The organism is Corynebacterium sp. NML 150383, assembly GCF_002285085.1.
Lineage (GTDB): Bacteria > Actinomycetota > Actinomycetes > Mycobacteriales > Mycobacteriaceae > Corynebacterium > Corynebacterium gottingense.
On the sequence record NZ_NSGK01000002.1, the window covers coordinates 229088 to 244509 of the forward strand.

General features: G+C 64.3%; 12 protein-coding genes and 1 pseudogene. 10 read left to right on the forward strand and 3 right to left on the reverse strand.

The features are described 5' to 3' along the window. Positions 1–59 precede the first annotated feature (59 nt). Positions 60–1253: a S8 family serine peptidase gene (locus CKJ85_RS03135; protein ID WP_233126925.1), complete on the reverse strand. Its 1194-nt coding sequence runs from the start codon at positions 1251–1253 to the stop codon at positions 60–62. Positions 1254–1256: 3 nt separating this feature from the next. Beyond that, positions 1257–2543 carry a type VII secretion integral membrane protein EccD gene (gene eccD, locus CKJ85_RS03140; RefSeq protein WP_158221605.1) on the reverse strand — a complete coding sequence of 429 codons (1287 nt, stop codon included), beginning with the start codon at positions 2541–2543 and terminating at the stop codon, positions 1257–1259. Between the two features lie 750 nt (positions 2544–3293). Between eccD and CKJ85_RS11965 the strand changes: the two genes are divergently transcribed. The 3 genes and pseudogenes from CKJ85_RS11965 to CKJ85_RS12340 all read left to right on the forward strand — a co-directional run bounded on the left by CKJ85_RS11965 (position 3294) and on the right by CKJ85_RS12340 (position 5641). Further along, positions 3294–3446, forward strand: a complete 153-nt coding sequence (locus CKJ85_RS11965; protein WP_158221606.1) for a hypothetical protein — start codon at positions 3294–3296, stop codon at positions 3444–3446. A 116-nt stretch (positions 3447–3562) separates the two neighbouring features. After that, positions 3563–4396, forward strand: a complete 834-nt coding sequence (locus CKJ85_RS03145) for a hypothetical protein (RefSeq protein WP_143340129.1) — start codon at positions 3563–3565, stop codon at positions 4394–4396. Between the two features lie 140 nt (positions 4397–4536). Then, positions 4537–5641, forward strand: a pseudogene (locus CKJ85_RS12340) (IS3 family transposase). Between the two features lie 99 nt (positions 5642–5740). Here the strand turns inward: CKJ85_RS12340 and CKJ85_RS03150 are convergent. Further along, entirely contained in the window at positions 5741–6586 is an 846-nt protein-coding gene (locus tag CKJ85_RS03150; RefSeq protein WP_143340130.1) for a hypothetical protein, read from the reverse strand. Between the two features lie 554 nt (positions 6587–7140). Between CKJ85_RS03150 and eccCa the strand changes: the two genes are divergently transcribed. The 7 genes from eccCa to glmM all read left to right on the forward strand — a co-directional run bounded on the left by eccCa (position 7141) and on the right by glmM (position 15288). Continuing rightward, the gene (eccCa, locus tag CKJ85_RS12310) at positions 7141–10800 is read left to right on the forward strand and encodes a type VII secretion protein EccCa (RefSeq protein ID WP_095553382.1); all 3660 of its coding nucleotides are present in this window, start codon (positions 7141–7143) and stop codon (positions 10798–10800) included. Next, on the forward strand, positions 10797–11831 hold the full coding sequence (locus CKJ85_RS03160) for a type VII secretion-associated protein (RefSeq protein ID WP_095553383.1): 1035 nt from the start codon (positions 10797–10799) through the stop codon (positions 11829–11831). The genes eccCa and CKJ85_RS03160 overlap by 4 nt, the downstream gene beginning before the upstream one ends. 113 nt (positions 11832–11944) lie before the next feature. Further along, positions 11945–12262 carry a WXG100 family type VII secretion target gene (locus CKJ85_RS03165; protein ID WP_095277829.1) on the forward strand — a complete coding sequence of 106 codons (318 nt, stop codon included), beginning with the start codon at positions 11945–11947 and terminating at the stop codon, positions 12260–12262. Positions 12263–12298: 36 nt separating this feature from the next. Further along, positions 12299–12583 carry a WXG100 family type VII secretion target gene (locus tag CKJ85_RS03170; protein WP_095277827.1) on the forward strand — a complete coding sequence of 95 codons (285 nt, stop codon included), beginning with the start codon at positions 12299–12301 and terminating at the stop codon, positions 12581–12583. Between the two features lie 252 nt (positions 12584–12835). Continuing rightward, positions 12836–13279, forward strand: a complete 444-nt coding sequence (rplM, locus tag CKJ85_RS03175; RefSeq protein ID WP_095553384.1) for a 50S ribosomal protein L13 — start codon at positions 12836–12838, stop codon at positions 13277–13279. Then, on the forward strand, positions 13279–13827 hold the full coding sequence (rpsI, locus tag CKJ85_RS03180; RefSeq protein ID WP_095277824.1) for a 30S ribosomal protein S9: 549 nt from the start codon (positions 13279–13281) through the stop codon (positions 13825–13827). The genes rplM and rpsI overlap by 1 nt, the downstream gene beginning before the upstream one ends. 117 nt (positions 13828–13944) lie before the next feature. Further along, positions 13945–15288: a phosphoglucosamine mutase gene (gene glmM / locus CKJ85_RS03185; protein WP_095553385.1), complete on the forward strand. Its 1344-nt coding sequence runs from the start codon at positions 13945–13947 to the stop codon at positions 15286–15288. Positions 15289–15422: the final 134 nt, after the last annotated feature.

The following is a 15422-nucleotide window of genomic DNA, read 5'->3' on the forward strand; positions in this document are numbered from 1 at the left end:
GCGGTGGCAGAGGGGACTCGGCCTAAAACCAGCACCCCGGCCCGCGTCAGCTCGACCAGCTAGTTACGCTGCCGCCGCATCCCACGAAGCCCACGCAGCCGCGCCACCCCAACCAGCGCGATGAGCAGTAGGGAAGCGGCGAGGAGGACTTGGCCCAGCCGGCCGACGGACGGTGAGGTGTGTTCGGTGGCGGGGGTGAGGGTGAGCGGTGGGGCGTCGAGAAGCGATTGAGGCTCGAGCTGGGTCACGGCGACGTACGGGTCGAGTGCGCCGCCGCTGGGCTGGGATGCGGCGTAGAGGTGTGCGCGCAGCTCGGCGGGGCCCAGGTGCGGGTGGCGCTGCTTGAGCAGGGCCGCGGCACCGGTGACGGCGGGGGCGGCGAAGCTGGTGCCTGCGTAGGGGGCGGGGCCGTTGCTTCCCACGGTGCCGGTGGCAAAGCCGGTGCCATCGGAGGACAGCGCCAGCGGGACCGTGCCCGCCGCGGAGAGCGAGGGGCCAGGGACGCGGATGGAGTAGCCCGCCAGGTCGTGGGCGGTGTCGCGCGCGCTGACGGCGAGCACGGTGGGCGAGTGCGCGGGGTAGACGGCGAAGCCCTGCTTGCACTCGCCGGATTCGTTGCCGGCGGCGGCGACAACGAGCACACCTTCGGCTTCGGCGCGGGCGAGTGCGGCGTCGAGCGGGCCGGTGTCGATGCGCGCCGCGAGCTCCGGCGGTTGGCAAGATACGACAGAGGCGTTGATGATGTGGGCGCCTTCGTCGATGGCGTTGTGGATGGCGCTGGCTAGCGTAGCGAGCGATCCCGCGGTGGGGTCCTCGCCCTCCTGCGCGTGGTCGCGGTAGTGCGCGGAGGTCTGCCGGATGGAGATGAGCTCGGCGTCGGGCGCCACACCCAGCTCCGTTCCGGCGATGATGCCGGCGACGACGGTGCCGTGCGAGTCGCAGTCGCGAAGCGGGTCGGGGGCGTCGTGGTCTACAAAGTCGCGGCCCGGCCGCAGCTGGTCCAGCTGCGGGTGCGGGTGCACGCCGGTGTCGATGACGGCCACGCGCACCCCGCGTCCGGTGGCAAATGCGTGTGCTTTGGCCAGCGGATCGGTCGCATCGAGCCGCGCGCGTTCGTCCGCGGTGCGCGCGGGAGGCGGGGGTGCGTGGACGGGAACCGTGCAGTCATAATCCTGGGCGTGTGCCGGCGGGACACACGTCACCGGGGCGGCGACACAGAGCGCGACCCCCGCGGCCCAACTGATGCGGCGCATCGGTCACAGCCCCCGAATCATGGAAAACGCGCCGGTCAGGTGCACGGCCAGCGGGATCGCCGCGATGATGGCCGCGGTTTCGGCACGCTCGAACCACACGACGGTGGTCGGCTCGAGCTCGGGCACGCGCGGGATCCACAGGCTCGCCGTCGCTGCCACCAGTGCCAACAACACGGCGAGCGCGATGCACACCGGGTGCGGGTGGGCACTGCGTGCGACGGCGACGGCGCAGGCCAACACCGCCCCGAGCGCCGCGGCGGTGAGCGCGGTCCGCGGCACCGGGTAGTGATTGCGCCCCGCGTAGATGGCCAGCGCGCCCGCGGTGCACACCGCGAAGGCGAACGGCCAGGCCCCGCCGTCCCACACGGTCGCGAGTATCGACGGCACCAGGCAGGCCGCCACCGCGCAGGAGATCGCGGCAACGATGGTCACGGCACGGTCACTTCGCCTATCGACGTCCACCTGGTACCCGTCCGCGGTGGTGAACGCTTCGCCGGCAGTGGGCACGCGCGGCACCTTCAGCCCGGCGGCGCGGGTGGCGATGGCGGGCGTGGAAAGCACTGCGATGAGGCAGGCGAGGACGGCGAGCGCCGCGGACGCGTGGCGCGCGGGCAACCACGCGCCGCACGCCCCCGCGCTGAGCAGCACGGCCAGCGCGGCGGTGAGCGTCGCCGGGAAGGTGGCGGCCAGCCCGGCGACGGCGCCGCCGGCGAGCAGCACGCACGCGGTGGCGGCGCCGGCAAGCACCCCCAGCGCCGGGTCGGCGCCACCGTCCCACTGTGCGGGCTCGCCCGCCACCCAGAGGGCGACGGCGGCACCGGCGAGCGCGGGCAGCGGTGCGAACAGAGCCCGCGAACCGGCGCCCATGGCGAGGGCGAACAGGGCGAGCACGCCTAGTCCGAGCGCGACTGGGGTGGACACGAACATGCCAGCCACCACGGCGAGCCCGGCGCAGCCGGCGAAGGAGGCGAACACACTCAGCCCGCGCGTATCCCGGGCACCGGCGGCGGCCGCGTCGAGGGACTCCGCGGCGTCGCGCACCATGGGCGGTTCGGTGACCTCTTGGGGTCGGAGGACGGCGACGCTGCCGTCGCGAAGCTTCAGCTTGTGCAGCGGCGTCACCATGTCCAGGGGCTCGCCGCCGACGGTGGTGGCCTCCCACGGGCGATGGATGCGCGGCAGCTCCACATACGTGGCGAGTTCCGGGAGGATCTCCGCGAGGGTGGACGAGGTGGGAAGCGTCAGGTCGATGTCGCGGTGGAACGAGACGGCGCTGACGCGGACGGTCATGCGCACGATGTGGTGTGCGGACGTGGCTACCAAGGTATAAACCCCCGTGAATCTGGCGCGGACCCCCATTTGCCGCGCGGTGGTGCCAAGTATGGCGTAAAAAGCCGGTCACGTCCAGAGTTCGGGGCGGTGCCCGAAAAGTGGACACTACGGGCTGGTGAAATAACCGGACTTACGCAGCTCATAATCGTGCGAACACATCTTGCCGGCAAACGAGCTGGTTGGCAACAGTTAAGAAGCTCTCGTTTCCGGAAGCGTTAAACGACTCCGCCAGCGAATTGTCGGCACTGGTGCCGACCGCCGCCATCGACCAGGGGACGATGAAACTGCGCTGCAGCACACGCGCTTTCATGTTCCGAGTGGCCGGCAATGGTAAAGCGAACCAACATCCGAGAGCAACAGTCAACCACCGCAGCCGGATACAAATTCGACTCAACCGAGATTGGCAGTCAGGTGGATTGGCCCACGTTGGTTTGTGGTGACCTTTGTATTTTTGGTGCATGCGCGTCGTCGACGCTTCTTCTTGATCCGGGCGATTCGCTAATGGGGGACTGGGCCTCTGTAGCTTTAGGTGTGGTTATGCATCAGTACGTCTCGAAAAAGATGCTGGACGACGATAGCGCTTGGGCGACCAGCACATATACCTAATGAAGTACGGAAGACGTCCAGGCCGAGGCGCCGAGCGTAATGGATTTTGGAAGAACGAAGCTGCTTCCACTCAGAGAACTACGTTCGAATCCATGGAAGCGCATGAAAGTCGGCAAAGCGACGCGCGGATTTACCCCAGAACTGCTCGATTATCGGATCAAACGTGGCCGGAAAATACAGGACGGCTTTGAAAGCATGGAGCTCAGCATTGAACCTTTGTCTCGCGCCGAAGGCGGTCTTCAGTTCGTTCCGTGATGGCCAGTCGAACACGCAAGAACTGACGCCTAATGGCATGTACCTTGGGCTGCGTAGGAATCCCGCGTCCCGGCTTTCTGTTCATAGCTCATTCAAATTGAAAGGGAATCTATCATATGCAGAGTCTGACAGGAATGCGTACAGAGCTTCGACAAGGCACGCTTGAAATCGACGGTATCACCATCGAAAGCCGTATCGGTGTGGACCTCGAGCCTCACAGCGAATATAGTTTGAGCCTCGAATTTGCGGTTCGCCAAGGAACAGTGCCCACTGCAATGAGGCTTAAGACTTTTCACGCTGAGTTCGTTCTTTCTGATGATGAGACAGAAAACAGCATTCGCCTTACCGACGGTGTGAGCAATAGCACAAGCTTTCGTCTGCGAACGGGACAAAAGTCAGGATTGCTGAGTGTTTTTAACGAGTACCTGCATAGCTATTGGGAAGGTGTCGAACCCGCCTACGAGTACATGACCGGCGATTCCGGGATTGTTATCACCAAGAGGGAAGGCGACACCATTCACTTTGCCTGCAACAACCGCAGTCCGCGCGAGCAGCTAGCGTTTGAGGACGTCACGGGGACTCTTACGGTTACGAAAGTTGGTTCAGCGAAAGATCATTCCATCGCCCCTGCAGAGGATGGATCGCCGATTCAGCAATATTGCTTCATCGACAGCGGCGATGAGCAACCCGAGGAAAACAAGCTCATTGATATTGCTACTGCGCTTTCGGGCAAGACCTCCCCGGCGAGTGAAGCGGTCACTACGTTAATTGACAGGCTTGAAGGACTTGACTACACCATCATTGCTTCGACTGACAATGCCGTCACCATCGAAGTCGACATCTCGAATGAGGACACCACCGAATTCGCAATGGTCGACGAGGCCCGACTGTGGAATCTCAACCTAGTGAAGGTACGCACCCACGCCCTGCTCAACCAAAGCAAGATTTAGCCGGGAAGTGTCCTGTCTATCGGGGGTTGTAGACACGGATCCACTCACCCCGCCCAACCCCCAAACGCCCGGGCGTTACTCGATCCTCACCATGGCGTTACTAAATCGGTGGTCTGAACACTTAGGAAGGATTGGACGCTTTGCCACGTCCAGAAAGCTATCCTTCAAAATTTTTCCGATTGATCCGCCTGGAGTCCTGCTCACTGCGACGCGCTTATGAGGACGTCGGAGAGCTCCTTATGAGTCGCACCGCACGCTGCACGTTGAGCACCGCGCCAGCGCTTAGCGTCTGAGATCTCTTACGGTTCAGACATCGAAACCGTACACGCAGTACTCAAGCACATTGTGACGTGAATACCGCGAGTCAAAACATGCAAACGGGATTCTCAAGGTCACTTCGGCTTTGCACCGTTCCGCGACGGAACTCGACCGTCCCACGACAAGATTATTTGCGTCATCGACGCATTCAAGAATCAATTTGGGTTCGAGACCATCCGCCGACTTTTCAGATAGTCAGAGTGCGGATTCATCGCCTCCCGCAGCTACCGAAAGCCACCACCCATGCCGCAATCAATGGGGCCCTGAAGCGGTAGTTTTGATTATCCCGAGGTTTCAACGCGTCCCTGCAGAAATCCTCTCGGCCTAGGTCATCCGCAAGATGTGGCAGGGCATGCACCGTGAAAGCCTTCAAGTCTGCCGCAGCAAGACCGCACGCCTGCTGAAATTCGCAGTTGTGCCGCGGTCCCTGATGCGGACAAACTCGGCCACCACGATCAGCCTGACGCTTGCGGACCAACGTTCAAATACTGTGCACTTGAAACGTCCGGGCCGCATCACCTGGGTGACTTTGTGCGACCGACATTACTTATGTTCACGCTCTTTCAGTTCTTGTCAATACCGTATTTTTCGTCGACGTCTCCATCAGAAAAATGTCGGTGTTACCGCACCGCAGACGATGCGTACCCTTGCGCTGACGATGGAGGCCTTGAAAAGTGCATTAGCCACTACTGGGCGAATCTACGGCAAAAAGCTGTTACTAGGCGGTGATTGGGGAGGCCCGTAGGTGGCTTGAAGTGCGTATTCGGGCTGGCCGAGACAGTCAACGGTCTCTACAAGACTGAGCTCATCTATGATTAAGCTTCTTGGACGTCGGTGAGAGATGTCGAGTTCGTCTACCCTGCGGTGGGTGCGCCGGTGGGACGCAAATGCCTACACGAAGTACCGGACTTCACGACCTCACAGTAAGCGGACACCGAATAGTGATTGTCTCAGCTCATCGGCACGGGTCCACTAGAGAAGCGGATCCACTTGGGGCGCTTGAGTGTCTTCTTGAGCAGTTGTGGCCTAATTTTCTGGCTGGTTCGTGCTTTGGTTGAGCAGGGTATGGGTGCGTACCTTCACTAGGTTGAGATTCCACAGTCGGGCCTCGTCGACCATTGCGAATTCGGTGGTGTCCTCATTCGAAATGTCGACTTCGATGGTGACGGCATTGTCAGTCGAAGCAATGATGGTGTAGTCAAGTCCTTCAAGCCTGTCAATTAAGGTAGTGACCGCTTCACTCGCCGGGGAGGTCTTGCCCGAAAGCGCAGTAGCAATATCAATGAGCTTGTTTTCCTCGGGTTGCTCATCGCCGCTGTCGATGAAGCAATATTGCTGAATCGGCGATCCATCCTCTGCAGGGGCGATGGAATGCTCTTGCGCTGAACCAATTTTAGTAACCGTAAGCGTCCCAGTGACGTCCTCAAACGCTAGCTGCTCGCGCGGACTGCGGTTGTTGCAGGCAAAGTAAATGGTGTCGCCTTCCCTCTTGGTGATAACAATCCCAGCATCATCAGTCATGTACTCGTAGGCGGGTTCGACACCTTCCCAATAACTATGAAGGTACTCGTTGAAAACACTTAGCTTGCCATCTTTCTGTCCGGTGCGAAGGCGAAAGCTTGAGCAATTGCTAACACCGTCAGTAAGGCGAATGCTGTTTTCTGTCTCATTATCAGAGAGTACGAACTCAGCGCTATAGGTCCTAAGTCTCATTGCAGTGGGTGCAGTTCCTTGGCGTACTGCAAATTCGAGGTTCACAATATATTCGCTGTGAGGCTCGAGGCACACATCGATAGCGCATTCAATAGTGATGCCATCTATTTCAAGTGTGTCTTGGCGACGCTCTAAACGCATTGCCGTCAGATCTTCCATTTAAATGGTTCCCCTTTCGATTTGAATGAGTTATGAACAGAAAGCCGGAACGCAGGATTCCTACGCAGCCCAAGGTACATGCCATTAGGCGTCAGTTCTTGCATGTTCGACTGGCCATCGCGGCACCGAAAGTATGCCCCCAGTTCAATGCGCGGGGTAGAGGATCAAGCTCGACTCCGCGCTTCATCCCTGACATATTGTCGGGGCCTCTCAGGCATGGTTGAGCTACCTTTCAACGAGGTGGATGCTGGTGTAGTGCCGTAATTCGTCCGATTTGATGCGCTTGGCTTAACTCGAGTTGTACTTCTCCGTGTTGCAGGCAACTTTGTTGCGACGGTCTGCACCGCCTGGAGGCGCTGACGCGGACGGTCATGCGCACGATGTGGTGCGCGGACGTGGCTACCAAGGTATAAACCCCGTGAATCTGGCGCGGACCCCCATTTGCCGCGCGGTGGTGCCAAGTATGGCGTAAACTGCCGGGCACGTCCACAGCTCGGGGGCTGGTTCGGGGGAACCAGCGGCTGTGGCCAGCAACGATAGGGGGGATTCGTCCCGTGCTCGGAGTCGACCACAACCCGGTGCTCGCGCCAGCGCCGACGCAGCTGGGAGAGGCGCCTGCGCTGCCGGCTGGCGCGCTGCACGCCGAAGCGGTGCCGCAGGCGCAGAAGCAGCAGCCGATGCCCATGCTGCGCATTCTTATGCCCGTGATCATGATGGTGGCGGTCGGCGCGGTGATGGCGCTGATGATGCTTTCGGGGCGCGCCGTGGGTCCGATGATGCTCATCTTCCCGCTCATGATGGCGTTTGGGTTGCTCGCCATGTTCCAACCGCAAGAGCAGCAGGGCGATATGGACGAAACGCGGCGTGTTTATCTGCGCCACCTTGACGCGCTGACGCGTCGGGCGCGCACCAATGCGGTGCAGCAGCGTGAGCACTTCACCTACGTGCACCCGGAGCCCGCGCTGCTGCTCACGGGCGTGCCCACCTACCGGGTGTGGGAGCGCACCGCCGCGAGCCCGGAGGCGCTGCAGGTGCGGCTGGGCACCGGCAACATGGCGCTGTGCACGCCGGTTGAGGTGGAGGACCCGGGCTCGCCCGAAGACTTGGATCCGGTGTGCGCGGTGAGCCTGCGACGTGCCGTCGCGGCGGTGAACACTGTGGCGGGCATGCCGATCGTGGTGCAGCTCGCCGCGTTTCCTTCGGTGACGCTGGCGGGCCCGCGCGCCCGCGAGGTGGCTCGCGCGATCGTGTCCCAGCTGGCGTTCTTCCACGGCCCGGAGCTGGTAGGGCTGGACCTGGAACATTCCGGGATGCGGTGGGCGAAGTGGCTGCCGCACACCAGGGAGCCGGAGCAGGCGGAGTTTCGCGTCGCGGTCCTCGATGCGCAGGCGGAGCCGGAGGGAGCGGGGCAGCGGGGGCACGCGGCGTCGATAGCCCAGACTGCCCAGGCCGCGGACTGCGTGATCACGGTGCACCCAGACGCGGACGCGTTTGTGGACGAGCACGCCTTTCACGTTGTGTGCGAGGACACGCTGACGGCGATGACGGAATCTGGCTCCGAGCATCTCGGCACGCCCGACCGGTTCGCGGACGAGGAGGCGCAGATCATCGCCCGCCACCTGGCGTTTTACCGCCGGCCCGACGACGGCACCGGGGCGCGCAAGACGGGCGGGGACCTGCTGGCCATGCTGGGCTATGACGACGTGCAGACGCTGGATATGCACACCATGTGGCCGGGCCGGGAGGGGACCCGGCAGCGGCTGACTGTGCCGATTGGGGCCACGCCGGACGGGCAGGCGGTGTACCTGGACCTCAAGGAGGCGGCGCACGGCGGCATGGGCCCGCACGGGCTGTGCATCGGCGCGACGGGCAGCGGTAAGTCGGAGATGCTGCGGAGCTTGGTCGCCGCCCTCGCCGCCACCCATTCGCCTGATGAGCTGAACCTGGTGCTCGTGGACTTCAAGGGTGGCGCGACCTTCCTGGGCTGCGACGCCTTGCCGCACACGTCCGCGGTGATCACCAACCTGGAAGATGAAGCCGTGCTGGTGGAGCGCATGTACGACGCCATCTCAGGGGAGATGAATCGACGCCAGGAGCTGCTGCGTACCGCCGGGAACTTTGCCAACATCACCGACTACACTGCGGCCCGCCTGCGCGGAGAGGCGCTGGACCCGCTGTCGGCGCTGGTGATCATCGTGGACGAGTTCTCCGAGCTGCTCACACAGCACCCGCACTTTGCTGACCTGTTCGTGGCGGTGGGCAGGCTGGGCCGTTCGCTCGGCGTGCACCTGCTGCTGGCTTCCCAGCGACTGGACGAGGGCAAGCTGCGCGGGTTGGATTCGCACCTGTCGTACCGCATCGGCCTGAAGACGTTTAGCTCGGGCGAGTCCCGCCAGGTCCTGGGCGTGCCGGATGCCTACGAGCTGCCGGGCGAGCCCGGGTCCGGATTCCTCAAGGCGGGCTCGCCCGATCTGGTCCGGTTCCGCGCCTCCTACGTGTCTGGCCCGCTGACCAGGCGAGTCGTGGAGGGGGCGTCGGCGGAGGCACCGGCGGTGCGCCTGTTCGAGGGCTGGGAGCCGCCCGCGCTAGAGGCGCAGACGAAGGTGGACACGGACGCCACGACGACCACGCTGGACGCGGTGGTGCAGCGGGCCCGCGAACTCGCGGAGGCCGCCGGGATGCGCGCGCACCAGGTGTGGCTGCCGCCGCTGCCGGACGCGCTGGAGCTCCACACCGTCAGCGGGGCCGGCGCGGAGCGGCTTCGGGCACCCGCCGGGCTTATCGACGACCCCTACCGCCAACGCCAAGACCCGCTCATGGTGGACCTCTCTGTCTCCGGCGGGCACATCGCGATCGCCGGCGGGCCGCAGACCGGGAAGTCGTCGGCGCTGCGCACCATCGTGGCCGCACTCTGCCTGCACCACACCACCGAGGAGCTGGCGGTCTACGGAATCGACGCGGGCAGCGGCGGCCTCGACGACCTGGAGCGCCTGCCGCACGTCGCCGGGGTGGCGCTGCGCAGCGACGAGGAGCGCGTGCGCCGTGTGGTGGATGAGGTGACGGGGGTGATCGAGGTGGCGTCGGCAAGCATGCGCCCCGCGCGCGAGACGATCCTGCTCATCGACGGCTGGCACACGCTGACCGCGCCCGATTCCAAGTTCGAGGACCTCAAGGAGCCGCTCGCGCGCATCGCCTCGGAGGGGCCGGCCGCGGGCGTGCACCTTATGGTCACGACGCAGCGCTGGAACGCGATCCGCCCAAACGTGCGCGACCTCATTGGCACCCGTTACGAGCTGCACTTGACCGAGCCGATGGACTCGCTCATTGACCGCAAACTCCAACAAAAGCTGCCCGCCAAGCCCGGACACGGACTCACGCCCGGCGGCAAGCACATGCTGCTCGCCCGCGCGAACACGCAGGACCTCGCGCACATTGCCGCCCAGGCCGCTGACCAAACGCCGGTCCCCAAGCTCAAGGTCCTGCCCGCCCACGTCACCACAGGGGCATTGCTTAACGACGCCACGCCCACTCCACCCACAATCCCCCTCGGCATCGGCGGACCGCACCTGGCACCGGTGCGCTGCGAGTCGGGCCACGTCCTGGCCATCGGCGCGGGCGGGTCGGGCAAGTCCACCGTGATTGCCAGCGCGATCACCGCGATCGAGGCGATGGACCGCGAGCAGGCGCGCATGGTCATCTGCGACCCGCGCCGGACCCACCTGGGCCGCGCGTCGGACGAGATGACTGCGGCGTACGCGGCTTCGTCGACGGCGATCGCGGACGCGACCAAGGCGCTGGTGACCACGATGCGGTCCCGCCTGCCCGGCGCGGACGTCACACAGGTGCAGCTGGCGCAGCGCTCCTGGTGGTCCGGGCCGGACATCTACCTGGTCATCGACGACCTGGAGCTCGTCGGCGACGAGCACTTGCGCGACGTCGTGGCGCTGCTTCCGCACGCCCGGGACATCGGCCTGCACGTGGTGGCCGCCCGCAAGTTCGGCGGCGTTTCGCGAGCCCTGTTCGGCGGCTTCCTCGGCGCGATGAAGGACGTGCACCCGGATGTGCTGGTGATGGACGGCACCCGCGACGAGGGCGCCTTGTTCGGCGTGAAGCCGACGCCGCAGGCCCCGGGGCGGGCGACGCTGGTGCAGGCCGGGACCACGGTGGGCACGGTGCAGCTGTGTGCCCCGTATGAGGAAGGAGAACACCTATGACCAGTACCTTTACTTCTCAAGACACGCCGACGCTGCGCGTGGTCATCACGAAACAGGCCACCACCTTTTCCGGCGCGGCGAACCTGCACCGCCTGGACGCGCCGACACCGGCTGAGGTGGCGCGCAACGTGCGCAGCATCTTCGGGCCCGACCCGGGCGGGGCGCACGTGCACCTCGTGGCCCAGGAGTCTGTGATCCACGCGGTGGACCAAGCGCTCGCAGATTATGACGTCCACCTCACCGGCGAACTCGCCACGGACGAATGGGAGCGCAGCGACGCTCACGAGCCTGAGCAGGTGAGCGCAGCGCCAGAGCCGCGGCACCGGCTCCGGGAGGAGCCCGACGGCATCGGGCCCGCCGAGGCGTACCCGGCTCGGCCTTCGCCGGTGCGGCGACCACAGCCGGAGCAGGGGCTTGCGGGCGAGCTGGCGCCGGACACGGACCGCCGCGGCACGTGGGTGCTCGCCGGCGTCGTCGGGGTGGTCGTGCTCGCGTGCGCCGTGGCGGTGTGGCTCACCGTCCGGGGCTTGTTTGGGGAAGCCGGGGCGGATGGTACCGGGGGAGGGGGCGTCGATAAGCATGAAGCCCCTGTGCCCGAAGTGATTGAGCAAGACGGGCTGAGCGTCGAGCTGCCCGCCGGTTTCACACTGGAGCAAGACGGCGACATGTGGCGTGCGGTCGGGCCCGACCCGAACTTCCGGTTGCAGCTGAGCGTGGACGACCGGTTCAACCTGCCCCCGGAGACGCTTGCGGAGCAGCTGCGCAAGGATATTGCGCTTGACGACGACGTCGAGCTGGTCACCACCGACGGACACGCAGTGACTTACCTGGAGCGGGCGGCGGACGGCTCGCAGGCGCTGTGGAAGACCTGGCCCGAGGGCAACGTGCAGCTCTCAGTGGGGTGCCACACGCGCGAAGCACCGACGCAGATCCAGGAAGCGACGTGCGCGATGGCAATGAATTCTGCGCGCTTTGATGGGGGAAACGTGCAGGTAGAGGTGGATAAAGGGGTGGTTGCCTTGGAAGGGTAGAAAACTTTTTTCTCAACCGAGGGAACCGACGGGCATCTTTTTACGTCCAATATATGAACAGCACAACACAGTGACTGTTTGCCAACCAGACACTCTTGATACGAGGGGGAACCATGAGCAACTTTCAGACTGAAGCCGATGTGATGCGCTCCACGGCAGACCACGCTGACTCCGTCAACGCGGACGTCAACCGCGAGATCGACCGGATCCAGGGGGTCGCCGAGTCCGTCCGCACGTTCTGGCAGGGCAGCGCGCAGCGCAGCTTCGACGGCTTGATGATGCGTTACGACGACGCCCAGCGCCGACTCACCGAGGCGCTGACGGACATCTCGCACAACATCCGCGACAACGCCAAGCACTACGAGAACACCGACGTGACCACCACCGAGAGCCTGGACCAGCTGTCCGGCTCCGCGGGACTGGCGCTGTAACCACAACTCACACCTCACCGAAAGGACACCACTGACATGCACATCAAGTACGACTTTGGCCAGATCGGCAGCACCGCCCAGGACATCCGCACCTCCGCCGCCACCATCAACGGCCAGCTCAACGAGCTTAAGGAGGTCATCCGTCCGATGACGGCGACCTGGGAAGGCGAGGCCGCGACCAGCTACATGGCGCACCAGGCCAAGTGGGATCAGGCGGCGGCGGATCTCAACGAGATCCTCAATCAGATCGCCAACACCGTCGAGGACGGCAACAACACCATGAGCGCCGTTAACAACGCCGCAGCAAACAGCTGGGGCTAACAGGGGGTCTCGGGGGAAGATTCGGGGGAATCAATACAGGGGGAAACGTGAGCGCCGCCGTGGGATTGGGGGATCCTGCGGCGGCGCTTCGCTGTTTTGGAGTAAGGGCGAGTATCGCGTATGGTTATACCCCTGTGTGTCCTGCCGGTTTGAACCGGCGACGCGCCCATCGGGTCTCCACCGGCCGCCGTTGGGGGCGCGGGCACCGAAGTATGGCCGGCAGCCATCTAGACAGACTTTAAGGAGTCATGCATGTCTACTTACCACCCGAAGAGCGATGACATTACCCGTAAGTGGTACGTCATCGACGCAACCGACGTGGTGCTGGGCAAGCTCGCTTCCACCGCAGCGGACATCCTGCGTGGCAAGCACAAGCCGCAGTTCGCACCGAACGTTGACACCGGCGATCACGTCATCGTGATCAACGCCGACAAGATCCACATCTCCTCGAACAAGCGCGATCGTGAGATGCGCTACCGCCACTCCGGTTACCCGGGTGGTCTGAAGTCCATGACCCTGGGCCGCGCCCTGGACGAGCGTCCGGACCGCGTGATCGAGGAAGCTGTGAAGGGCATGATGCCGCACAACAAGCTTTCCCGTCAGTCCATCAAGAAGCTTCACGTCTTCGTCGGCGACGAGCACCCGTACGCTGCGCAGAAGCCGGAAACCTACGAGTTTAAGCAGGTGGCACAGTAATGACCGAGCCGAACACCAACGCAGAGAACAACGTTGCAGACGCTGGCGACATCGACGCCGCCACCGCCGCAACCGAGGAATTCAACTACACCATCGGCGACGCAGTTGCGCCCGAGGTTGACGAGTCCGAGGAGACCGTCGCCGAGCCGGTGAACCTGCACGAGGGTCCGATCCAGACCGTCGGTCGCCGTAAGCGCGCAATCGCTCGCATCACCGTGACCGAGGGCGAGGGCAAGATCACCGTCAACGGCCGTGAGTTCGAGGAGTACTTCCCGAACAAGCTGCACCAGCAGGACATCCTCCTGCCGCTGACGCTGCTCGAGCGCGAAGGCCAGTTCAACATCAAGGCCAACCTCAACGGTGGCGGCCCGACCGGCCAGGCAGGCGCACTGCGTCTGGCCATCGCCCGCGCACTCAACGTGTACAACCCGGCTGAGCGCCCGACCCTGAAGAAGGCCGGCCTGCTCACCCGTGACGCACGTGCCGTCGAGCGCAAGAAGGCAGGTCTGCACAAGGCCCGTCGCGCACCGCAGTACTCCAAGCGTTAATCGCTTCCATTACTGCAAGGCTTTACGCCGTCGCCCCGTTCAACTGGGGTGGCGGCGTTTTGTCGTTGGTGGGGGTGGGACCTGTACGCCGCCGGGGTGTGCTGCATAATTGTCCGTATGACTCGAATGTTTGGAACTGACGGCGTCCGTGGACTTGCAAACGAGAAGCTCACGGCGTCCCTGGCAATGAAACTTGGCGCGGCGGCCGCGACCGTGCTGACGCGCGACCGGCGCTCCACCAAGCGCCGCCCGACCGCCCTGATTGGGCGTGACCCGCGCGTTTCCGGCGAGATGCTGGCGGCGGCCATGGCGGCGGGGATGGCGTCGAAAGGCGTGGACGTGCTCCGCGTCGGCGTGATTCCTACGCCGGGCCTGGCGTTCCTGACTGATGATTACGGCGCGGACATCGGCGTGATGATTTCCGCCTCCCACAACCCGATGCCGGATAACGGCATCAAGTTCTTCTCCGCGGGTGGCAAGAAGCTGCCGGACGACGTTGAGGACGAGATCGAGCGGACCATGGCCACGCTGGAGGAGACCGGCCCCACCGGCACAGGCATCGGCCGCGTGATCGAGGAGGCGCCGGACGCGCAGGAGCGCTACCTCGCGCACCTCGCCGAGGCGATGACCACCGACCTCAGCGGTATTAAGGTCGTGGTGGACTGTGCCAATGGCGCGGCGTCGGAAGTCGCCCCGAAGGCGTACGAGGCCGCGGGCGCCGAAGTGACCGCGATCCACAACGCTCCGAACGCCTTCAACATTAATGACGGCTCCGGCTCGACCCACATGGATCAGATCCAGAAGGCCGTGGTTGAGCACGGCGCAGACATCGGGCTGGCGCACGACGGCGACGCGGACCGCTGCCTGGCCGTGGATGCGGAGGGCAACATCGTCGACGGCGACCAGATCATGGCCATCCTGGCTACCGGCATGAAGGAACGTAACTCCCTGGCGGACAACACGCTGGTGGCTACCGTGATGAGCAACCTGGGCCTGAAGCTTGCCATGAAGCGTGAGGGCATCACCGTGAAGGAGACTGCGGTGGGCGACCGCTACGTGCTTGAGGCGCTTAATGCCGACGATTTCTCCCTCGGCGGCGAGCAGTCCGGGCACATCGTCGTGCCCGCGCACGCCACGACTGGCGACGGCACGCTGTCCGGCCTGCTGCTCATGGCGCGCATGGCGGAGACCGGCAAGACGCTCGCCGAGCTGGCGCAGGTGATGCAGGTGCTGCCGCAGCAGCTGATCAACGTGCCGGTGTCGGATAAGTCCGCCATTCTCAGGGACCCGGAGGTCATCGCCGCGAAGGAAGCCGCAGAGGCGGAGCTGGGAGACCAGGGCCGCGTCCTGCTGCGCGCCTCCGGCACCGAGGAGATCTTCCGCGTGATGGTGGAGGCTTCGGACGAGAAGCACGCACGCGAGGTGGCCGGTCGCCTCGCCGCCGTGGTCGCGGCCGTGTAGTCTGCGAGCAGGCGTCCCGCGCAGTCGGTTCCCTCTCCCCGGAAACAAGGGGTTTGAAAAAGTTTCCGGGGAGAGGGAACCGGAGGGGGTGTGGCTGCGTCTAATAAGGGGACAACAAAAACAGCGGCCCGCGC

Excerpts from the sequence above, each read along its gene's own strand:
- CKJ85_RS03170 (WP_095277827.1), top strand. The coding sequence starts at position 12,299 with ATGCACATCAAGTACGACTTTGGCCAGATCGGCAGCACCGCCCAGGAC.
- CKJ85_RS03135 (WP_233126925.1), bottom strand. The coding sequence starts at position 1,253 with ATGCGCCGCATCAGTTGGGCCGCGGGGGTCGCGCTCTGTGTCGCCGCC.
- CKJ85_RS03160 (WP_095553383.1), top strand. The coding sequence starts at position 10,797 with ATGACCAGTACCTTTACTTCTCAAGACACGCCGACGCTGCGCGTGGTC.
- CKJ85_RS03150 (WP_143340130.1), bottom strand. The coding sequence starts at position 6,586 with ATGGAAGATCTGACGGCAATGCGTTTAGAGCGTCGCCAAGACACACTT.
- rpsI (WP_095277824.1), top strand. The coding sequence starts at position 13,279 with ATGACCGAGCCGAACACCAACGCAGAGAACAACGTTGCAGACGCTGGC.
- eccD (WP_158221605.1), bottom strand. The coding sequence starts at position 2,543 with ATGACCGTCCGCGTCAGCGCCGTCTCGTTCCACCGCGACATCGACCTG.
- CKJ85_RS03145 (WP_143340129.1), top strand. The coding sequence starts at position 3,563 with ATGCAGAGTCTGACAGGAATGCGTACAGAGCTTCGACAAGGCACGCTT.
- CKJ85_RS11965 (WP_158221606.1), top strand. The coding sequence starts at position 3,294 with ATGAAAGTCGGCAAAGCGACGCGCGGATTTACCCCAGAACTGCTCGAT.
- CKJ85_RS03165 (WP_095277829.1), top strand. The coding sequence starts at position 11,945 with ATGAGCAACTTTCAGACTGAAGCCGATGTGATGCGCTCCACGGCAGAC.
- glmM (WP_095553385.1), top strand. The coding sequence starts at position 13,945 with ATGACTCGAATGTTTGGAACTGACGGCGTCCGTGGACTTGCAAACGAG.
- rplM (WP_095553384.1), top strand. The coding sequence starts at position 12,836 with ATGTCTACTTACCACCCGAAGAGCGATGACATTACCCGTAAGTGGTAC.